General features: G+C 60.3%; 18 protein-coding genes and 1 riboswitch. Of the genes, 11 read left to right on the top strand and 7 right to left on the bottom strand.

What is annotated here, in order from left to right; translation table 11 throughout:
• The 6 genes from ACTQ33_RS07265 to purE are packed head-to-tail and all read right to left on the bottom strand — an operon-like array spanning nt 1 to nt 5,072.
• Nucleotides 1-741, bottom strand: a complete 741-nt coding sequence (locus ACTQ33_RS07265) for an IMP cyclohydrolase (RefSeq protein ID WP_441463453.1) — start codon at nt 739-741, stop codon at nt 1-3.
• A gap of 13 nt (nt 742-754) precedes the next feature.
• Nucleotides 755-1,357: a phosphoribosylglycinamide formyltransferase gene (gene purN, locus ACTQ33_RS07260; protein ID WP_441463451.1), complete on the bottom strand. Its 603-nt coding sequence runs from the start codon at nt 1,355-1,357 to the stop codon at nt 755-757.
• Nucleotides 1,354-2,382 (bottom strand): phosphoribosylformylglycinamidine cyclo-ligase, encoded by a 1,029-nt coding sequence (gene purM / locus ACTQ33_RS07255; protein ID WP_441463449.1) that lies wholly within the window; start codon nt 2,380-2,382, stop codon nt 1,354-1,356. The genes purN and purM overlap by 4 nt, the downstream gene beginning before the upstream one ends.
• On the bottom strand, nt 2,379-3,818 hold the full coding sequence (gene purF, locus ACTQ33_RS07250; protein ID WP_441463448.1) for an amidophosphoribosyltransferase: 1,440 nt from the start codon (nt 3,816-3,818) through the stop codon (nt 2,379-2,381). Before purF ends, purM begins: the two co-directional genes overlap by 4 nt.
• Nucleotides 3,818-4,534: a phosphoribosylaminoimidazolesuccinocarboxamide synthase gene (gene purC, locus ACTQ33_RS07245; RefSeq protein WP_441463446.1), complete on the bottom strand. Its 717-nt coding sequence runs from the start codon at nt 4,532-4,534 to the stop codon at nt 3,818-3,820. Before purC ends, purF begins: the two co-directional genes overlap by 1 nt.
• Before the next feature lie 43 nt (nt 4,535-4,577).
• Nucleotides 4,578-5,072: a 5-(carboxyamino)imidazole ribonucleotide mutase gene (purE, locus tag ACTQ33_RS07240; protein ID WP_441463444.1), complete on the bottom strand. Its 495-nt coding sequence runs from the start codon at nt 5,070-5,072 to the stop codon at nt 4,578-4,580.
• 55 nt (nt 5,073-5,127) lie between these two features.
• A riboswitch (ZMP/ZTP riboswitch) is annotated at nt 5,128-5,215 on the bottom strand.
• Between the two features lie 404 nt (nt 5,216-5,619).
• Between purE and ACTQ33_RS07235 the strand changes: the two genes are divergently transcribed.
• The 11 genes from ACTQ33_RS07235 to ACTQ33_RS07185 all read left to right on the top strand — a co-directional run bounded on the left by ACTQ33_RS07235 (nt 5,620) and on the right by ACTQ33_RS07185 (nt 18,646).
• A complete protein-coding gene (locus tag ACTQ33_RS07235; RefSeq protein ID WP_441463442.1) occupies nt 5,620-7,137 on the top strand; it encodes an amino acid adenylation domain-containing protein in 1,518 nt (505 codons plus the stop codon).
• A 46-nt stretch (nt 7,138-7,183) separates the two neighbouring features.
• Nucleotides 7,184-7,411: an acyl carrier protein gene (locus tag ACTQ33_RS07230; RefSeq protein ID WP_441463440.1), complete on the top strand. Its 228-nt coding sequence runs from the start codon at nt 7,184-7,186 to the stop codon at nt 7,409-7,411.
• Between the two features lie 3 nt (nt 7,412-7,414).
• The gene (locus tag ACTQ33_RS07225; RefSeq protein WP_441463438.1) at nt 7,415-8,971 is read left to right on the top strand and encodes an MBOAT family O-acyltransferase; all 1,557 of its coding nucleotides are present in this window, start codon (nt 7,415-7,417) and stop codon (nt 8,969-8,971) included.
• 12 nt (nt 8,972-8,983) lie between these two features.
• A complete protein-coding gene (locus tag ACTQ33_RS07220) occupies nt 8,984-10,819 on the top strand; it encodes a polysaccharide deacetylase family protein (protein ID WP_441463436.1) in 1,836 nt (611 codons plus the stop codon).
• Between the two features lie 16 nt (nt 10,820-10,835).
• On the top strand, nt 10,836-11,552 hold the full coding sequence (locus ACTQ33_RS07215) for an MgtC/SapB family protein (RefSeq protein WP_441463434.1): 717 nt from the start codon (nt 10,836-10,838) through the stop codon (nt 11,550-11,552).
• 21 nt (nt 11,553-11,573) lie between these two features.
• On the top strand, nt 11,574-13,070 hold the full coding sequence (locus tag ACTQ33_RS07210) for a xylulokinase (protein WP_441463432.1): 1,497 nt from the start codon (nt 11,574-11,576) through the stop codon (nt 13,068-13,070).
• Nucleotides 13,071-13,546: 476 nt separating this feature from the next.
• Nucleotides 13,547-15,151 carry a phosphoenolpyruvate carboxykinase (ATP) gene (gene pckA, locus ACTQ33_RS07205; protein ID WP_441463430.1) on the top strand — a complete coding sequence of 535 codons (1,605 nt, stop codon included), beginning with the start codon at nt 13,547-13,549 and terminating at the stop codon, nt 15,149-15,151.
• 161 nt (nt 15,152-15,312) lie between these two features.
• Entirely contained in the window at nt 15,313-16,698 is a 1,386-nt protein-coding gene (locus ACTQ33_RS07200) for a pyruvate carboxylase subunit B (RefSeq protein ID WP_441463428.1), read from the top strand.
• Nucleotides 16,699-16,710: 12 nt separating this feature from the next.
• Entirely contained in the window at nt 16,711-17,052 is a 342-nt protein-coding gene (locus tag ACTQ33_RS07195; RefSeq protein WP_441463426.1) for an OadG family protein, read from the top strand.
• Nucleotide 17,053: 1 nt separating this feature from the next.
• Nucleotides 17,054-17,452 carry a biotin/lipoyl-containing protein gene (locus tag ACTQ33_RS07190; protein ID WP_441463424.1) on the top strand — a complete coding sequence of 133 codons (399 nt, stop codon included), beginning with the start codon at nt 17,054-17,056 and terminating at the stop codon, nt 17,450-17,452.
• A gap of 12 nt (nt 17,453-17,464) precedes the next feature.
• On the top strand, nt 17,465-18,646 hold the full coding sequence (locus tag ACTQ33_RS07185; protein WP_441463422.1) for a sodium ion-translocating decarboxylase subunit beta: 1,182 nt from the start codon (nt 17,465-17,467) through the stop codon (nt 18,644-18,646).
• Nucleotides 18,647-18,698: 52 nt separating this feature from the next.
• On the opposite strand, the gene ACTQ33_RS07180 is transcribed toward ACTQ33_RS07185, so the two are convergent.
• A complete protein-coding gene (locus tag ACTQ33_RS07180) occupies nt 18,699-19,877 on the bottom strand; it encodes a class I SAM-dependent rRNA methyltransferase (protein WP_441463420.1) in 1,179 nt (392 codons plus the stop codon).
• Nucleotides 19,878-19,899: the final 22 nt, after the last annotated feature.

Below are 19,899 nucleotides of genomic sequence, written 5' to 3'. Positions count from 1 at the left end.
TCACTTCCAAATGGGTTCCTTGGTGTCAACGGACAGGGATTCGCCAAATTTGTTAATGATGCGGGTCTGGGCAAAACCGTTGCGCAGATCGGTATAGCGGACAAAAAGGGAAATGCGGTTGTCCTCGTTGAGGGCGTCCCAAAGCTCTTTTGTGAAGGTATCGGCGTCGGGGGCGTCGATGGCGACCCGAATGGGCTCACCGGCAAAAGAAGGCAGGGGGTTGCCGTCGCCCTGGTAGGTGCTGATGAAGTGGCCCGCGTCGCCCTCGGCCACATATTCAAAGAACTGGCGCATGGGGCAGCGGTTGGGACTGGCTTTCAGAATGGACAGGGCATAACTGCCGTCCCGTTCCACCAGGCCGGAGATTCTGGGGGTGAAATTGGGCTCGTCCGGCTCGAACTCCCGGGTCCGCAGGGCGTCGGCAAAGGTCTTGCCGTCGGTCAGATAATCCCGGATGGTGTCGGTCTGGTCGCCGTTGGTGACGATGGTGCGGCTGCCCACCATTCGTACCGGATGGTAAATGATGAGGGAGGGGTCCTCCACCTTGGACGGGTCATAGGCTTCCGTGCGGATACCGTCGTTGGTAAGGGAGAAAATGCGGTTGCGGGAATTGGCACTGCGGCCCATGATCCAGTAGGCCATGACAGCGGCGGAAGCGCCGGGCAGAGATTTCATGCCCAGGACAATGCCGCGGCCGGGGTAGGGGTTGGCCCGCAGCAGCTCATACAGGTTTTGATTCATTGGAAAAACCTCCTCACTTACGCAGAGCGGCAGACAACGTTTCCGCTACCTGCGGCAGAAGCACCCATTCGGCCTGCTCCATAACCCGGCGCTGTAGCGTCTCCGCTGTGTCCTCCGGCAATATGTCTACGGCCTTTTGGGCCAGAATTTTGCCCCCGTCGGGAATTTCATTGACATAATGGACCGTCGCGCCGGTGACTTTCACGCCATAGTCCAGCGCCGCCTGATGCACGCGCAGCCCATAGAACCCCTCGCCGCAAAAGGAGGGAATCAGCGACGGATGGACGTTGATAATCTGATTGGGAAACCGGTCGGTGAACGACTTGGTAAGAATGCTCATAAAACCGGCCAGAATGATTAAATCGATGTGAGCATGCTCCAGCTGCCGGGCCAGCTCGTCTTCAAAAGCCGCCTGGGAGCCGCAATCTTTCTTGGTGACCACGGAAGTGGCCACACCGGCCTTGGCGGCCCGCTGCAACGCGTAGGCGTTCTCGTTGTTGGCGATGACTAGAACAATCTCACCGTTGTGGAGGATGCCGCTTTGCTCGGCGTCCAGCAATGCTTGCAGATTGGTGCCGCCGCCGCTGACCAGGACGGCAATGCGGGCGCGGCTCACAGGAGCACTCCTTCGCCCTCGACGATCTCACCCAGGCGGTAGGCTTTCTCACCGTTGGCGTGGAGGATTTCCAGAGCCCGGTCGGCGTCGGCGGCGGAGACGACGGCGGTCATGCCGACGCCCATATTGAACGTGTTGAACATGTCACGCTCCGGCACGTTGCCGGCTTTGGCGATCAGATTAAAGATGGGCAGAATGTCCACATGGTCGATGCGGGCGGCGCAGCCGGTTTTCAAGCTGCGGGGAATGTTTTCAAAGAAGCCGCCGCCGGTGATGTGGGACACGGCCTTGACCGTGACCTGCTCCATGAGCGCCAGCATGGGCTTCACATAAATCTTGGTGGGACACAGGAGGGCTTCGCCCAGACTGCGGCCGTCCAGCTCCGCCATGGGAGTCTTGAGGTCGGCGTGCTCCACGTCAAAGACCTTGCGGACCAGGGAAAAACCGTTGGAGTGGACGCCGCTGGAGGGCAGGCCCAGAATCACATCGCCGGGGGCCATGGTGTTTTTATCGAGAATCTTGGCCTTGTCCACGACGCCCACGGAGAAGCCTGCCAGATCGTATTCATCCACCGGATAAAAGCCGGGCATTTCGGCGGTCTCGCCGCCGATGAGGGCGGAACCGGACTGAACGCAGCCCTCGGCCACGCCGGAGACGATTTGGGCAATGCGCTCGGGAATGTTCTTGCCGCAGGCGATGTAATCCAGGAAAAACAGGGGCTTTGCGCCGCAGCACAGGACGTCGTTGACGCACATGGCTACGCAGTCAATGCCGACGGTATCGTGCTTGTCCATCAAAAAGGCCAGTTTCAGTTTGGTGCCGACGCCGTCGGTGCCGCTGACCAGGACCGGGCGCTCCATGCCCTTCACGTCCAGCTCAAACAGGCCGCCGAAGCCGCCTACATCGGAGACGACGCCGGAGGTCATGGTCCGGGCAATGTGGGCCTTCATCAGCTCTACCGCCTTGTAACCGGCGGTGATATCCACACCGGCGGCGGCGTAGCTTTCCGAACGGGAATTGTTCATTCTGCGTCCTCACTTTCCGAGAGCTTGCGCTCAAACTTGTTCTTTTCGGTGTTTTCGGGGATGGGGGCTGGATACTCGCCGCTGAAGCAGCCGGTGCAGTAGCCCTTGCAATGGCCCTCGGCGGCCAGCTTGGTGACGCTGTCAATGCTCAGATAGCCCAGGGAATCGACACCGATGATGTCGCGAATCTCATCGATGGTATGATGGCAGGCAATGAGCATATCCCGGGAGTCGATGTCGGTGCCGAAATAGCAGGGATTCAGGAAGGGGGGAGCGGAAATCCGCATGTGGATTTCCTTGGCGCCCGCGTCCCGGACCAGCTTTACCAGACGGGCCGAGGTGGTACCGCGGACAATGGAATCGTCAATGAGGACCACCCGCTTGCCCTCCAGGGTGGAACGGACGGGGTTCAGCTTGATGCGGACCTTGTCCTCCCGGTTGCTCTGGCCGGGGGCGATGAAGGTCCGGGCGATGTACCGGTTTTTTATCAGGCCCACGCCGTAGGGGATGCCGGACTGCCGGGCGAAGCCCACGGCGGCGTCGATGCCGGAGTCGGGGACGCCCACCACCACATCGGCCTGGACCGGATGTTCCAGCGCCAGATACGCACCGGCCCGAACCCGGGCGGAGTGGACGGAGCAGCCCTCGATGACGGAGTCGGGCCGGGCGAAGTAGATGTACTCAAACACACACATGGATTGCTGGGATTTGCCGCAGTGGTCTTCAATGGTGCGGATGCCGTCTTTGGTGAAGACCACGATTTCACCGGGCTGGATATCCCGGATGAAATGAGCGCCGACGGCGTCCAACGCGCAGCTTTCGGAGGCGACCACATAGCTGCCGTCGTCCATCTGGCCATAGCACAGGGGGCGGAAGCCGTGGCGGTCCCGGGCGGCGATGAGCTTGGAAGGGGACATGATGACCAGGGAGTAAGCGCCGTGAATCCGCTCCATGGCCTTGTTGACGGCCTGCTCGATGGAGGGGGCCGTCAGCCGCTCCTTGGTGATGATGTAGGAGATGACCTCCGTGTCGGAGGTGGTGTGGAAGATGGAGCCGCACAGCTCCAGCTCTTTTCTCAGTTCTGCGGAGTTGGTGATGTTGCCGTTGTGGGCCAGGGCCATGCGGCCCTTGATATGGTTGACCACAATGGGCTGGGCGTTGGCCCGGTCGTTGCCGCCGGTGGTGCCGTATCGGACATGACCCACCACCATGGTACCCTGTCCCAGGCTGGAGAGGACTGTGGGGGTGAACACCTCGCCCACCAGACCCGTGTCCTTATAGGACCGGAACAGACCGTCATCCCCGACGACGATGCCGCAGCTCTCCTGGCCCCGGTGCTGCAAGGCGAACAGGCCATAGTAAGCCTTGGCGGCGAGATCCTGCTTCTCCGGGGAAAAGATACCGAAAACGCCGCATTCTTCACGCAGGCTTCCCATTATTTGCCCTCACCGGTCAGACGGCGCATCATCTCCTGATAGGCCTCCTCGACGCCGCCCATATCCCGGCGGAAACGGTCCTTGTCCAGCTTCTCACCGGTGGTGCTGTCCCAGAAGCGGCAGGTGTCGGGGCTGATCTCGTCGGCCAGAACGATGGTGCCGTCACTCAGACGGCCAAACTCCAGCTTGAAATCCACCAGGGTCACGTTGAGCTTGGCGAAATAGTCTTTCAGCAGGTCATTGACCTTGAGGGCCATGGTGCGGATGGTGTCGATCTCCTCGGCGGTGGCCAGCTTCAGGGCCAGGGCATGGCTGGTGTTCAGCAGAGGATCGCCCAGGTCGTCGTTCTTGTAGGAGAACTCAAAGGTGGGCTGATCGAACACGATGCCCTCCTTGACGCCGTAGCGCTTGGCAAAGGAACCGGCGGAGATGTTGCGGACGATGACTTCCAGGGGCACGATGGCGACCTTCTTGACCACGGTTTCCCGCTCGTTGAGCTGCTCCACGAAGTGGGTGGGCACGCCGTGCTTCTCCAGCATCTGCATGAGCAGGTTGGACATCTGATTGTTGATGGCGCCCTTGCCGACGATGGTACCCTTCTTCTCACCGTTGAAAGCCGTGGCGTCGTCCTTATAGGATACAATGACGTACTGGGGATCGTTGGTGGCGAATACCTTCTTGGCTTTGCCTTCGTACAGCTGGGTGGTCTTTTCCATGATACAATACCTCCGAAACGATTGTTCTTTTCTATGTAAAAACTTATTGGGCGTATTCGGCCTCAATGGCGCGGTTCTTTTCTAACACGGCGGCGGCGGCCTCCTGCCGGGCGGCTTGCAGCTTTTCCATCAGCTCCGGTTCGCTGAGAGCCAGCATCTGAATGGAAAGCAAGGCGGCATTGACTGCGCCGTCAATGGCCACCGTGGCCACCGGGATGCCAGAGGGCATCTGCACCGTGGAAAGGAGCGCGTCCATGCCGTCTAAATTGCTGCTTTTGATGGGCAGGCCGATGACGGGCAGTACCGTATTGGCTGCCATGGCGCCTGCCAGATGGGCGGCCTTGCCGGCGGCCGCAATGATGACGCCGATGCCGCTTGCGGCGGCCTCCCGGGCGAAGGTCCCGGCGGCTTCCGGCGTGCGGTGGGCGGAGTAGACGTGTACCTCAAAGGGTACGCCGTACTGGCGCAAAGTCTGGGCGGCTTTGTCCACAATGGGGCGGTCGCTGTCGCTGCCCATGACAATGGCTACTTTCTTCATGAATCGTACCTCCTGTGTCCGAAAAAACAAAACTGGGCAGTCCTACCCCATTCGGTAGGACTGCCCAGACGGTCGGCATGAATGTCCCGGTTTTTGCTCCCTTGTGGTACTCCACTTCAATTCCGTCAGTCACAAAAACCACTGGTTGCATAATACAATAATCCGGCGGGTCCTGTCAAGGCGGGGAATGGATGAACTTGACAAATTGCCGTAGAAAAAACGGCGATTTTTGGCGAAAAACCTTGTGCAGTTTGACTTTTACAGATAGTTTGCGCACCTAACAAATTTTTAGGGAGTATGGCGTCTCCCCACGGTGACAGTATACCATTTTTTCCGCGTTCCGGCTATAGGGCGCGGAAAGTTTTTGCCCATGGCCGGCAGGGAAACTGCGGGAGATTGCGGCTTTACTCCGTCCGGGAAATATGGTATACTGTATCGGAACGCCATATGGCAGAAGATTGTGTGTATTTGCCCCGATTTTTGCCGGAATCCCCGGTGCGGTGGGGAGAAATCCGGCAGAAATGCCGCGACAGGAGATGGAACGCCCATGCAGAGAAGTGTGCTGGAATACCTGGAGGCCACGGCGGCGCGTCTGGGGGACAAGACGGCCTTTGCCGACGAGCACGGCGCGGTGACCTTTGGGGAATTGGAGGACCGGTCCCGACGGCTGGGTACCTGGCTGGCCCGGAAGGTCCCGGACAACGGCACGCCCATTGCCGTCCTGGCCGACCGGTGCGTCAACAGTCCCGTGGCCTTTCTGGCGGCCCTCCAATGCGGCTGCTGCTACGTGCCCCTGGACCCGCAGATGCCCCGGCAGCGGCTGGAATCCATCCTCGATCAGCTGGAATCGCCGGTGGTCCTCTATGACGATGGCCAGGAGAAGCTGGCCGCCGCGCTGCGGGACCGGTATCCTCTGGAGCCGATTTCCGCCCACACGGAGGACCCGGTGGACAATGATTTGCTGGCGGCCCGGCGGGCGCTGGTGGTGGATACGGACCCGGTGTATATCATCTTTACCTCCGGCTCCACCGGCGTGCCCAAGGGCATTGTCTGCCACCACCGGGGCGTCATGGATTTGGCCCAATGGCTTGCAGAGGCCGGACAGTTCACGGAGCGGGACACCCTGGGCAATCAGGCCCCGTTCTACTTTGACGGTTCGGTAAAGGACCTCTATATGACCATCCAATGCGGCGCCACCTGTGAGATCATCCCCAAAAAACTGTTTATGTTCCCGAAACTGTTGGTGGACTTCCTCAACGAAAAGGGTGTGACGGCCCTCCAGTGGGCCACCTCGGCCTTCCATCTTGTGGCGGCCTCCGGTGTTTTGGTGGACCGGTCCATTCCCACGCTGCAAAAGGTGCTGGTGGGCGGCGAAGCCCTGCGGGCGCCGGATTTGCGGGCGTGGCGGCAGGCCATGCCCGACGCCGCGTATATCAACCTCTACGGCCCAACAGAGACCACCGTGGACGCGGCATGGTACCGGGTGGAGCGGGACTTTGCCGATGACGAATCCATTCCCATCGGACGGGCCTGCGCCAACAAGGAGCTGTTTTTGCTGGGAGAGGACCTGCGGCCTGTGGCCCCCGGCCAGCCCGGCGAGCTGTGCATCCGGGGGACCGGTCTGGCCCACGGCTACTATCGGGACCCGGAGAAGACGGCGGCGGCGTTTATCCCCGATCCCCGCTGCCCCCACTATCCCCGGCGCATCTACCGCACCGGCGATATGGCTGTGGAGCGGGACGGCCTGTTCTACTTTCTGTCCCGCCGGGACGGCCAGATCAAACACATGGGCTACCGCATCGAACTGGGAGAGATCGAAGTGGCCCTCCACGGCCAGGACGGCGTGGAGGCGGCGGCCTGTCTCTTTGACGAGGGCCGGGACCGGATTCTCTGCGTCTATACGGGCAGCGTGGAGCCGATGGAACTGGCGAAGGCCATGCGGCAGGCGGTACCCAAATATATGATGCCCAACCTCTACGAGCGGTTGGAGCAGATGCCCTACAACGGCAACGGCAAAATCGACCGGGTACAGCTCAAGGCCCGTTTCCTGGGCGACGGTCAGTAACCCATACCAATGCGATCCGGCCCGGCCGGAGGAAAGGAATTTGTATATGAAAGAGAAAATCATCCAGATCATGTCCGAAATCTGCCCCGGTGTGGATTTTGCTGCGGAGACGGCCCTCATCGACGACGGGCTGGTGGATTCCCTGGACATTGTCAACATCGTTACCGAGCTGATGGACGTCTTCGACGTGGAGATCAACGTGGAGGACCTGCTGCCGGAGAATTTCAACTCTGTGGACGCCATCGCCGCGCTCATCGAGCAGCTCCAGGAGTAAGCCATGGCGTTCACTTCCTGGGAGTTTCTCCTGCTGGTGGCCGCCGGTGCGGTGGTGTACTATGTGCTCCACCGCCATACCCAGTGGCCGGTGCTGCTGGCGCTGAGTCTGGTATTTTATGCGGTCGGCGGCCTGGGGGCCATGGTGTGGCTCTTTGCCATTGCCGCCGTCACCTGGGGAGCCGGACTGGTGCTGGAACGGATGAACAATGCCCGCAAGGCCCTCCCAAAGGGGGACAAGGCCGGACAGCAGCGGATCAAACGGCGGAAAAAAGCCGTGGTGGCCGTCGCCGCCCTGCTGTGCTTCGGCCTGGTCTATGTGATGAAATACTGGAATACAACCGTGGCCCTTTTTCCGGCGGCGGTGGAGCAGGTGCTGCCCCGGTGGGAGTTTCTGATGCCCCTGGGCCTGTCCTTCTTCACCTTTCAGTCGGTGGGCTACGTCATCGACGTCTATCGCAGCAAGTATGCGGCCCAGCGGAATCTGGCCAAATACCTGCTGTTTGTGTCGTTTTTCCCCCAGATGGTCCAAGGTCCCATTGGGCGCTATGACGCGCTGGCCCCACAGCTGCTGGCCCAGCGCTCTGTGGATTGGCGCATGGTGGACCGGGGCATCCAGCTGGCCATGTGGGGCTACTTTAAAAAGATGGTCATTGCCGACCGGGCGGCGGTGGTGGTCAACACCGTCATCGGGGAGAATTGCCCCTACGGCGGCGCGGTGATTTTTGTGGGCATTCTGGCCTACAGCGTCCAGCTGTACTGTGATTTCTCCGGCGGTATCGATATCACCCGGGGCGTGGCGCAGATCTTCGGCATCGACATGGCTGAGAACTTCCTGCGGCCCATTTTCGCCACATCCCTGGCCGACTACTGGCGGCGCTGGCATGTGAGCTTGGGCCATTGGATGCGGGACTACCTCTTTTACCCCCTGTCCCTCTCAAAACCCTTTGCCAAGCTGGGCAAATGGGGCCGCCGCCACCTGGGCGGTCTGCCCGGCAAGATTCTGGCCACGTCGGCAGCCACGTTTGTGGTCTATCTGGTCATCGGCATCTGGCACGGCGTCAACTTCCGGTACTTTGTCTACGGCATCTGGAACGGTTCCCTGATTACCATTTCCATGCTGATGGAGCACCGGTTCCTGGCCTGGAAACAGGCATTGCACATCAACGACAAGTCCCGGGGCTATCACTTCTTCACCATGGCCCGGACGTGGCTGATTGTGCTCTTTGGCCGGTATATCGGTTCGTCGCCCCGGCTGCTGGTGGCCCTGAGCCTCATGGCTACCACCATCCTGCACCCGGTACCCTCCCAGCTGTGGGACGGCACCCTACTCCAGCTGGGTATCACCGGCACCGACTGGGCCATCATCGGCCTGGGTACGGCGGTGGTCCTGGCGGTGGAGACATTCCAGGAGCGGGGCGGTAAGGTGCGGGAGACGCTGGAACGGCAGAACGGATTGGTCCAGTGGCTTGCCATTGCCGTGCCACTGATCGTCATTCTGCTGCTGGGCGTGTTCCGGGCCGGTTATATTTCCTCTTCCTTTATCTACGGACAGTATTAAGGCGGTGATCCCTTGCAACCGAAACGATGGTTTTTGATGTTCTGCGCCACGGCGGCGGCCCTGGTGCTGGCGCTGATGGCGTTCAACTATGTGACCGACCCCTTCGGGGCCTTTGGGGACCGCTTTTTCCAGTGGTTTTCCTATGACGAGACCAACAACCCCCGGGTTGCCAAGGTTTCCTATTTGCGGCAGCACCACGAGGAATACAATTCCTACGTCATCGGCTGTTCCTCCAGCAGCTCCCTGCCCACGGAAGCCCTCAACGCGCTGTATGACGCCAGCTTTTACAATATGATCATGTACGGGGCCGACATGGCCGACTGTGAGAAGATCGCCAACTATTTGTTGGACAACTACCAGGTGGAGAATCTGGTTCTGAACATTGAGATCAGCGACGGCGCTTCCTATGATACGGAAAGCGACCCACTGACTTATGGACTGCACTATTTGGAGGACCCGGACCTGCCGGCGTTCACCTATTACACCCGGTATCTGCTGGCAAACCCCCGGTATGGTTACGCCAAGCTCCAGAGTTTGGAGACCGACACCCTTCTGCCCCAGTCCTTCGATGTCTTCGACGAGGAGACGGGCACCTATGACAAGCGGGTTCGGGATGTGGAACCCATCGGGAACCTGGAGACGTATCTGGCCGCCTATTCCGACTTCACTACCCTGGACCAGTCGGGGACCGTGGGCCTGTACCAGACGGAAAACTGCATGCGCAGCGTGGCCGCCATCCGGGACGCCTGCGCGGAAAAGGGCGTCAACTTCGTGGTGGTCACAGCGCCCATCTACGGGGCCTACTTCAACAAGTATCAGCCCGGTTCGGTGGAGCACTTCTATACCCAGCTGGCCCAGGTGACGCCCTATTGGGATTTTTCCTGCTCGTCCCTCAGCTGGGAGCCCCGGTACTTCTATGACGCCACCCACTTCCGCAACTGTGTGGGGGAAATGATGGTGGCCCGCATGGCCGGAGACGATTCCGTGTGGATGCCCGACGACTTCGGCGTCTATGTGACGGAGGACAATGTTTCGGACCATCTGGCCAAGAGCCTGACGGCCCAGCCCATGGACGCGGCGGAGAACAGTGCCCAGGTACCCATTTTGATGTACCATCATATTGTGGAGGAAGACGACGGTTCCGGCGCCGTGACGGTGGACCAGTTCCGGGCCCAGATGGACGCCCTGGTGGACGCCGGTTACACCACCGTTTCCCTACAGGAAGTGGTAAACTATGTCAACCACGGCGGCGACCTGCCGGAAAAGCCCGTGGCGATCACCTTTGACGATGGTTACAGCAGCAATTATGAACTGGCCTATCCCATTTTGCGGGAGCGGAATCTGAAAGCCACCATTTTTGTCATCGGGGTGTCCGTGGGCAAGGATACCTATAAGGATACGGACTACGATATGACGCCCCATTTCTCCTATGAACAGGCGGCGGAAATGGTGGCGTCCGGCCTGATTTCCATCCAGAGCCACACCTATGATATGCACCAGTGGGCGCCCTACGAAAGCGGCGGCCCGGTTCGGGAGAATATCCTGCCCCTGGCCGGGGAGTCGGAAAGCGACTATGTGGCGGCTCTGACCGAGGACTTTACCACCAGCCGGGACCTGCTGGAAGCGGCCACGGGGGAACCTGTGACGGCGCTGGCGTTCCCCACGGGGCTCTATACCACGCTGACGTCGGCAGTGCTGCGGGACCTGGGCGTGGAGGTGACCCTGTCCACCAATCCGGGGGTCAACACCGTGGTCCGGGGTCTGCCCCAGAGTCTCTGCGCCATGCTGCGCATCGGCGTGAGCAGTGAAACCACCGTGGAGACCCTGTTGGCGTCTCTGCAACCGTGAGGGGAGGAGGGTTCCCATGACATTTTTTTCGATGATGAACGATTCCTTTACCATGGGCCAGCAACTGGAGTTGCTGGCCCGCGTCGTAGTGGCCACCCTGTGCGGCGTGGCCGTGGGCTTTGAACGGACCCGGCGGCTGAAAGAAGCCGGCATCCGGACCCACTGTGTGGTGGCCTGTGCCGCGGCGTTGCTGATGATTGTCTCCAAATACGGCTTTGCCGACATGGCCCTGCACGGACAGACGGATTTTATGGGCAGCCGCGGCGCGGACCCGTCCCGCATTGCCGCCCAAATTGTCTCCGGTATCGGATTCCTGGGGGCGGGTCTGATTTTCCGCAACGGCCTGACGGTCAAGGGACTGACCACGGCGGCGGGCGTCTGGGCCACGGCGGCCGTGGGCATGGCCGTGGGGGCAGGGCTCTATCTGATCGGCCTCTTTACCGTACTGGTGATTGTGGTCATGCAGCTGATTCTCCACCGGCGCACCGTGGGCGGCGATGCCTACTGCACCCAGCGGCTGGTGGTGGTCTTCTACGATTCCGAAGGGGTACACCGGGCGCTGGAGGCCTTGCTGGACCATATGGAAGCGCAGATTCTGGAGAGCGATATCGAGCGGCGGGAGGACGGGCCGGCCACCTACCGTCTGACGGTCCGCAGCCGCCACCCCCTGGACTTCCAAACCATGAACACGTTTTTGTCCAATCATCCGGAAATTCAACGGTTTTCCGTGTAATTGAAAAAGGAGGAACCCAATATGCAATACATCCTGGCCCACGATCTGGGTACATCCGGAGACAAAGCCACACTGTTTTCCACGGACGGTAAACTGGTGGCCAGCGTGGTGGAGTCCTATCCCTGCAAGTATTACAACAACAATTGGGCGGAACAGAACCCCGACGACTGGTATGACGCCGTCTGCCGGGCCACAAAGGCGCTGACAGCCCAGGTCCAACCGGCGGATATCGTGGGTGTGAGCTTCAGCGGCCACATGATGGGCGCGGTGTTTCTCAACGGCAGGGGAGAGCCTTTGCGCAGCGCCATCATCTGGGCCGACCAGCGGGCCACGGCAGAGCAGCAGCGCTTGACGGAACGGGTGGGGGACGACCGGTTCTACGCCATCACCGGCAACCGCAACAATCCCACCAACTCCATCTGTAAAATCATGTGGGCGTTGGAGCATGACGGCTTGGCCGAGAAGCTCCACAAGGTGGTGAACTGCAAGGACTTTATTGTCCACCGGCTGACGGGCAGCATCGGAACCGACTATTCCGACGCCTCCGGCACCGGCGCGTTTGATTTGAATACCTTTACCTGGTCGGCGGAGATTCTGGAGGCCGCCGGGGTCCCGGCGTCGGTGATGCCGGAGCTTCATGCCTCCACCGATCTGGCGGGCCGGGTGACGGCCCAAGCCGCCGCCGAGACGGGACTGCTGGAGGGGACGCCGGTCTATTGCGGCTGCGGAGACGGCACGGCGGCCTCCGTGGGCACCGGCGTCAGCGCTGTGGGTCAGGGCTACATCAGTCTGGGCACATCGGCCTGGATTTCTTATCGGGATGAAAAGCCCCTGCTGGACCCGCAGCAGCGGACCTTCAATCTGGCGGGTATGGAGAAGGGCAGCGTCTACCCCTTAGGCACCATGCAGGCCGCCGGTTCCTCCTACAGCTGGATGCGGGATCAACTCTGCGGCGCGGAGCGCCGGAATGCCCAGGAGCAGGGCGGCAGTATCTATGACGAGATCAACCGGCAGATTGCAGCAACGCCGGTGGGCGCCAACGGCGTCCTGTTCCTGCCCTATCTGATGGGCGAGCGGAGCCCCTGGTGGGACGCCAACGCCCGGGGGGCCTTCCTGGGCTTGAAGCAGGAGACGGCCCACGCCGATCTGCTGCGGGCCGTCATGGAGGGCGTGGCCATGAATCTGGCCCTGATTTTGCAGGTGTTTCGGGAGAAGCACCCCTTCGACACCCTGCGCATCATCGGCGCGGCGGCGAGAGAACCGGTGTGGCGGCAGGTCCTGGCCGATGTGCTCAACGCCCGCATCGAGCAGCTGAACCTGCTGGAGGAGGGCTGTTCCCTGGGGGCCGTCATGGCGGCGGGTATCGGCGCCGGGGTGCTGCCGGGACCGGCGGCCATCGACCGGTTCCTGCGGGTGGAGCAGGTCACGGAACCCTGCCCGGACCACACGGAACGGTACGCCCATCTGCTGCCCCGGTTTGCAGATGCCTATACGCGTCTGCGGGGCTTTTCTCTTTGAATCTGTCAAGTCGAAAAATGAAAGTATAGGTAAAATCGGCGTTATGAATAGAAGAGCCTGTGGACAAAGCTGTTAGGTTGTGGATAACTTATAAACTTTTGCAAAGGCTTACAAAATCCCGGGAGGGGAATCGGGCATTCCGCTGATTTTCATAAAACCCCTGAAAAAAACGGGAAAAAGCCCGTGAGACCCTGGCCTTCGACTGTCCGCCGCTGCCGGACAGCCGGCGGCCAGGGTTTGTCATAGTCCTTGGTGAAACTGCATAAATAATATTGCAATACTGCTTTACTCAAATGAATAATATTGGGTATTTTGCTGAATTGTGGAAACGGGTGTCTTTTAGCGGAGAAAAGCGTGGAAAAGGGATATCGGTTATGTTATACTGATAAGCGGTGAGAATTGCATTCGCGGATTCTGAGCCAGTCAACGTCCCGTTTTTGGAGGCGGGACTAGCAATAAACAAGGAGGACTTCAACATGGAAACCTATGGTCTGGAAAAGTACGGTATCACCGGCACAACGGAAGTTGTGTACAATCCCACCTACGAGCAGCTGTTCGAGGCGGAAATGGACCCCGCTCTGGAGGGTTATGAGAAGGGTCAGCTGACGGAGCTGGGCGCCGTCAACGTCATGACCGGCATTTACACCGGCCGCTCCCCCAAGGATAAGTTCATCGTCATGGACGAGAACAGCAAGGACACCGTGTGGTGGACCTCCGACGAGTTCAAGAACGACAACAAGCCCGCTTCCCAGGAAGCCTGGAAGGCCTGCAAGGAGCTGGCCCTGAAGGAGCTGTCCAACAAGAAGCTGTACATCATGGATGTGTTCTGCGGCGCCAACCACGACTCCCGCATGGCCATCCGCTTCATCATGGAAGTGGCATGGCAGGCCCACTTCGTCAAGAACATGTTCATCGAGCCCACCGCCGAGGAGCTGAAGAACTTCCAGCCTGACTTCGTGTGCTACAACGCTTCCAAGGCCAAGGTGGAGAACTACAAGGAGCTGGGCCTCAACTCCGAGACCGCCGTTGTCTTCAACCTGACCACCCGTGAGCAGGTCATCCTCAACACCTGGTACGGCGGCGAGATGAAGAAGGGCATGTTCTCCATGATGAACTACTACCTGCCCCTGAAGGGCATGGCCTCCATGCACTGCTCCGCCAACACCGACATGAACGGCGAGAACACCGCTCTGTTCTTCGGCCTGTCCGGCACCGGCAAGACCACCCTGTCCACCGATCCCAAGCGTCTGCTCATTGGCGACGACGAGCACGGCTGGGACGACAACGGCATCTTCAACTTCGAGGGCGGCTGCTACGCCAAGGTCATCAACCTGGACAAGGAGTCCGAGCCCGACATCTACAACGCCATCAAGCGCAACGCCCTGCTGGAGAATGTCACCGTCAAGGAGAACGGCGAGTGTGACTTCGCCGACGGTTCCGTCACCGAGAACACCCGTGTGTCCTATCCCATCGACCACATCGAGAAGATTGTGCGCCCCGTGTCCGCCGGCCCCGACGCCAAGAACGTCATCTTCCTGTCCGCCGACGCCTTCGGCGTTCTGCCCCCCGTGTCCATCCTGACCCCCGAGCAGACCCAGTACTACTTCCTGTCCGGCTTCACCTCCAAGCTGGCCGGCACCGAGCGCGGCATCACCGAGCCCACTCCCACCTTCTCCGCCTGCTTCGGCCAGGCCTTCCTGGAGCTGCATCCCACCAAGTACGGTGAGGAGCTGGTCAAGAAGATGCAGAAGAGCGGCGCCAAGGCCTACCTGGTCAACACCGGCTGGAACGGCACCGGTAAGCGCATCTCCATCAAGGACACCCGCGGCATCATCGACGCCATCCTGGACGGCTCCATCCTGAAGGCCGAGACCAAGACCATCCCCTACTTCAACCTGGCGGTTCCCACCGAGCTGCCCGGCGTGGATACCAACATCCTCGATCCCCGCAACACCTACGCCAACCCCGAGGAGTGGGACACCAAGGCCAAGGATCTGGCCGGCCGCTTCGAGAAGAACTTTGTCAAGTACACCGGCAATGACGCGGGCAAGGCCCTGGTCGCCGCCGGCCCCAAGGCTTAATGCACCGTCGTTGAGCATGCCGATCCTATAACCGGCAACCGACAGGCATGCTGCGGACTCCGTTCCCGGCATGCCTGTTTTCCCGTGTTTTCCGCACGGACCCTTTTGTAACCCGCCGCAGCGGCCCGGCCGCCGCTGTGCAATATTGTGGAGGTGTATCCATGAGTAAGAGAAAAGTACAGTTTATGGAGACGGTGCTGCGCGATGCCAACCAGTCGCTGATCGCCACCCGTCTGCCTTTTGACGTCTACGAGCCCATCCTGGACAAGATCGACCAGGCCGGCTACTACTCCGTCGAGTGCTGGGGCGGCGCCACCTTTGACGTCTGTCTCCGCTACCTCAACGAGGACCCCTGGGAGCGTCTGAAAAAGCTCCGCAAGAAGCTGCCCAACTCCAAGCTGCAAATGCTGCTGCGCGGCCAGAACATCCTGGGCTACAAGCACTATCCCGACGATGTGGTCCGTAAATTTGTCGAATACAGTGTCAAGGACGGCATCGATATCATCCGGATTTTCGACGCCCTCAACGACACTACCAATATGAAAGTGGCCATCGAAGAGACCCTCAAGCACGGCGCTCTGGCCTCCGGCACCATCTCCTATACCACCTCTCCGGTCCACACCCTGGAAAACTATGTGAAGATGGTCAAGGAGCTGAAAGAGATGGGCGTCGGCTCCATCTGCATCAAGGACATGGCCGGTATCATGGGTCCCCAGGAGGCCTATGACCTGGTTTCCGCCATCAAGGACGCTGTGGACCTGCCCATCGACCTGCATACCCACTCCACCACGGGTCTGGCCTTTATGACCTACCTCAAGGCCGTGGAAGCCGGTGTTGACGTCATCGACACCGCCATTTCTCCCTTCTCCGGCGGCACCTCTCAGCCCGCCACCGAGACCATGGCCTACGCCCTGAAGCAGCTGGGCTACGAGGTCACCACCGACGATAAGATCCTCAAGGAGATCGCCGACTTCTTCAAGCCCATCCGCGACGGCTACATTGCCGACGGCACGCTGATGCCCAAGTCTCTGACCACCGATACCCAGTGCCTGACCTATCAGGTCCCCGGCGGCATGCTGTCCAACCTCCTGAGCCAGCTGAAGATGATGAACGCTCTGGACCGCTTCGACGAGGCCCTGGTGGAGACCCCCAAGGTCCGCAAAGACCTGGGCTATCCTCCTCTGGTCACCCCCACCTCTCAGATGGTGGGCGTCCAGGCCGTGCAGAACGTCCTGGCCGGCGAGCGTTACAAGAACGTCTCCAAGGAAATCGTGGCTTACTGCCGCGGCGAGTACGGCAAGACCCCGGCTCCCATTGATCCGGAGGTTATGAAGAAGGTCCTGGGCGACGAGAAGCCCCTGGAGGGCCGCTACGCCGATACCCTGGAGCCCATGTTTGAGAAGACCAAGGCCGAACTGGGCGACACCGCCAGAAATGACGAGGATGTTCTGAGCTACATCGCCTTCCCGCAGTTGGCGGAGAAGTATTTTGAGAAGCGCAAGGCTGCCGAGGAGAACAAGGCCACCTATACCATCGAAGAGGCATAAGGAGGGCGCGCTATGGATCTGACAAACATTTCTGTAGGCGTGGCATTGGCCTATTCGGTTCTGGGCTTTGCCGTTGTGTTTCTCGGCCTGATCCTCCTGATGATCGTCATCGGCATCATGGCCCGCGTGATGAAAACCAGTCAGAACAAGGCTGCCGCCCCGGCGCCCGCCCCTGCTGCTGCACCGGCTCCCGCAGCGGCGCCCGCCCCCAAGAAGGCCCCCGGCACCGCCGGTGAGATCAAGCTGCACACGGTCTCCGACCGCGACGCCGCCATGATTATGGCCATTGTGGCCCACAAGATGAACCGGCCCTTGAACGAGCTGCGCTTCAAGTCCATTAAGGAGGTCAAATAAGATGAAATATAAAGTGACGCTCAACGGCAGAACGTATGAGGTCGAGGTAGAGGCCGGCGAGGCCATGCTGGTGGATGAGTACGAGGCCTATGCCCCGGCGCCCGCCGCTCCGGCCGCTGCACCTGCCCCCGCTGCCGCTCCGGCCGCCGCTCCGGCTGCCCCTGCTGCTCCCGCCGTCACCGCGGCCGGTGAGACCATCGCTTCCCCCATGCCCGGCAACGTCCTGCGCATTGAAGTGACCCAGGGCACCGCCGTCAAGAAGGGCCAGCTGCTGCTGATTCTGGAAGCCATGAAGATGGAAAATGAGATCGTCGCTCCCCGTGATGGTACCATTGCACAGATCGTCACCTCCAAGGGCGCTGTGGTGGAGACCGGTACGCCTCTGATCGTCCTGTCCTGAGGAGGTATTGCTATGGATCTCCTTGGAACACTGCAAAACCTGTGGGAAACCTCAGGGTTCTACCTGGCCGCCTCCGACTGGCGGCAGATCGTCATGATCCTGGTGGGCTGCCTGCTGCTGTATCTGGGCATCGTCAAGAAGTTCGAGCCCCTGCTGCTGGTGGGTATCGCCTTTGGTACCCTGCTGACCAACCTGCCCGGCGGCGGTCTGTACCACCCGGAGCTGTGGGACGGTGTGATCGCCCACACCAAAAGCTATAACGACGTCCTCATGGAGGGCGGTCTGCTGGACATCCTCTACATCGGCGTCAAGGCCGGTGTGTATCCGTCCCTGATCTTTATGGGCGTCGGCGCCATGACGGACTTCGGTCCGCTGCTGGCCAATCCCAAGTCCCTGCTGCTGGGCGCTGCTGCCCAGCTGGGCGTGTACATGGCTTTCATCCTGGCTGTGGTTTTGGGCTTCACCGGTCCCCAGGCCGCTTCCATCGGCATCATCGGCGGCGCAGACGGCCCCACGGCCATCTTCCTGACCACCAAACTGGCTCCGGAACTGCTGGGTGCCATCGCCATCGCGGCCTATTCCTATATGGCCCTGATTCCGCTGATTCAGCCCCCCATCATGCGCGCTCTGACTACCAAGGAAGAGCGGGAGACCAAGATGGAGCAGCTGCGCACCGTCACCAAGACCGAGAAGATCGTGTTCCCCATCGTGGTGGCCGTCTTCGTCATCCTGCTGCTGCCCTCCACCGCTCCTCTGATCGGCTGCCTGATGCTGGGTAACCTGATGCGCGAGTGCGGCGTGGTGGATCGTCTGTCCGACACCGTGCAGAACGCCCTGATGAACATTGTTACCATTTTCCTGTCCGTCTCCGTGGGCGCCACCACCGTGGCCGACCGCTTCCTGACCCCCGACACCCTGAAGATCGTGGTTCTGGGCCTGCTGGCCTTCTGCTTCTCCACGGCCGGTGGTCTGCTTCTGGGCAAGATCATGTACAAGGTCACTGGCGGCAAGATCAACCCGCTGATCGGTTCTGCCGGCGTGTCCGCCGTTCCCATGGCGGCCCGTGTGTCCCAGGTGGAAGGCCAGAAGGCCAACCCCGCCAACTTCCTGCTGATGCATGCCATGGGCCCCAACGTGGCCGGCGTCATCGGCTCCGCCATCGCCGCCGGTTTCCTGCTGGCTGTGTTCGGCTAATCCCATACAAAAAAGGACGAGGCTTGCGCCTCGTCCTTTTTGATGTTAAAATTTATATGATTTGGAGAATATATCCCTTGAGATAGTGGGATTGCTCGGCGTTGATGGTGGCCGGATGGTCCCGGGACTGCATCAGAATTTCCAGCAGCCGCGCCTGACGGCCGCAGTCGGCGGCGGCTTCCCGCAGCATTTTGAGGAACAACTCCGGCGTCATAAACTGACTACAGGAACAGGAGACGAGAAATCCGCCCGGCTCCACCAGCTTCATGGATCGGAGGTTCAGTTCCTTGTAGCCCCGGTAGGCGCCCTCCAACGCCTTGCGGCTCTTGGCAAAGGCCGGGGGATCGCAGATGACCAGGCCGTATTGCTTGCTGTCATCGGCGTACTTTCGCACGATGTCAAATACGTTACCACAGGTAGTGGTGATCTTGTCGGACACGCCGTTGGCTTTGGCGTTGTCCAGAACCATCTGGAGGGCTTCTTCCGACACGTCCACCGATTCCACAGACGATGCGCCGTAGAGGGCGGCATGGATGGAAAATCCGCCGGTGTGGCAGCACAAATCCAGAACCGTGCGGCCGGGGCAATAGGGAGCAATGCGGCCCCGGTTTTCCTGCTGATCGAGAAAATGGCCCGTCTTCTGGCCGTGGGCGATATCCACCAGCATGGCGGCGTCATGCTCCCGGATGGTGGTCAGGGGCGGTACCTCGCCATAGACACAGCCGGTGATCTGTTCCAGCCCTTCCTTGGCACGGACCGGCACATCGTTGCGTTCATAGATGCCCTTGGGCTGAAACAGCTCCACCAGAATCTCAATAATGTCCGGCTTCCACTGTTCGATGCCCAGGCTGACGGTCTGAAAGCTGAGATAGTCGCCGAACTTGTCCACGGTCAGACCGGGCAGACCGTCGGATTCTCCGAAGACCACCCGGCAGGCGTTGGAAAAGCCCAGGCTTTGGCGGAAGTTCCAGGCGGTTTCCACCCGGCGGCGGAAAAAGTCCCGATCGATGACCTCTGATTCGTCCCGGGTCAGCACCCGGACGGCAATTTTGGAGCGACGGTTGAAGTAACCCCGTGCCACAAACTGCATCCGGCTGTCCAGCACATCCACAATGCCGCCGTCGGTGCAGATGTCGTCGATCCAGTCGATTTCATTGTCATAAACCCACCAGCCGCCGCTGCGGATATCCCGTTCTTCGCCCCGGTGGAGACAAACCTTTGCATAGTCCATAACGAAAAAAATCCTTTCTCTG

The sequence above is a fragment of the Candidatus Avoscillospira sp. LCP25S3_F1 genome (assembly GCF_052117125.1).
GTDB lineage: Bacteria > Bacillota > Clostridia > Oscillospirales > Oscillospiraceae > Avoscillospira_A.
Note: the sequence above shows the minus strand (reverse complement) of the source record. Positions and strands in the feature narration are given on the sequence as shown.

Coding starts and splice junctions, on each gene's coding strand:
- ACTQ33_RS07215 (WP_441463434.1), top strand. CDS start 10,836: ATGACATTTTTTTCGATGATGAACGATTCCTTTACCATGGGCCAGCAA.
- purM (WP_441463449.1), bottom strand. CDS start 2,382: ATGAACAATTCCCGTTCGGAAAGCTACGCCGCCGCCGGTGTGGATATC.
- ACTQ33_RS07195 (WP_441463426.1), top strand. CDS start 16,711: ATGGATCTGACAAACATTTCTGTAGGCGTGGCATTGGCCTATTCGGTT.
- pckA (WP_441463430.1), top strand. CDS start 13,547: ATGGAAACCTATGGTCTGGAAAAGTACGGTATCACCGGCACAACGGAA.
- ACTQ33_RS07265 (WP_441463453.1), bottom strand. CDS start 741: ATGAATCAAAACCTGTATGAGCTGCTGCGGGCCAACCCCTACCCCGGC.
- ACTQ33_RS07225 (WP_441463438.1), top strand. CDS start 7,415: ATGGCGTTCACTTCCTGGGAGTTTCTCCTGCTGGTGGCCGCCGGTGCG.
- purF (WP_441463448.1), bottom strand. CDS start 3,818: ATGGGAAGCCTGCGTGAAGAATGCGGCGTTTTCGGTATCTTTTCCCCG.
- ACTQ33_RS07180 (WP_441463420.1), bottom strand. CDS start 19,877: ATGGACTATGCAAAGGTTTGTCTCCACCGGGGCGAAGAACGGGATATC.
- ACTQ33_RS07190 (WP_441463424.1), top strand. CDS start 17,054: ATGAAATATAAAGTGACGCTCAACGGCAGAACGTATGAGGTCGAGGTA.
- purC (WP_441463446.1), bottom strand. CDS start 4,534: ATGGAAAAGACCACCCAGCTGTACGAAGGCAAAGCCAAGAAGGTATTC.
- ACTQ33_RS07210 (WP_441463432.1), top strand. CDS start 11,574: ATGCAATACATCCTGGCCCACGATCTGGGTACATCCGGAGACAAAGCC.
- purE (WP_441463444.1), bottom strand. CDS start 5,072: ATGAAGAAAGTAGCCATTGTCATGGGCAGCGACAGCGACCGCCCCATT.
- ACTQ33_RS07235 (WP_441463442.1), top strand. CDS start 5,620: ATGCAGAGAAGTGTGCTGGAATACCTGGAGGCCACGGCGGCGCGTCTG.
- ACTQ33_RS07185 (WP_441463422.1), top strand. CDS start 17,465: ATGGATCTCCTTGGAACACTGCAAAACCTGTGGGAAACCTCAGGGTTC.
- ACTQ33_RS07230 (WP_441463440.1), top strand. CDS start 7,184: ATGAAAGAGAAAATCATCCAGATCATGTCCGAAATCTGCCCCGGTGTG.
- ACTQ33_RS07200 (WP_441463428.1), top strand. CDS start 15,313: ATGAGTAAGAGAAAAGTACAGTTTATGGAGACGGTGCTGCGCGATGCC.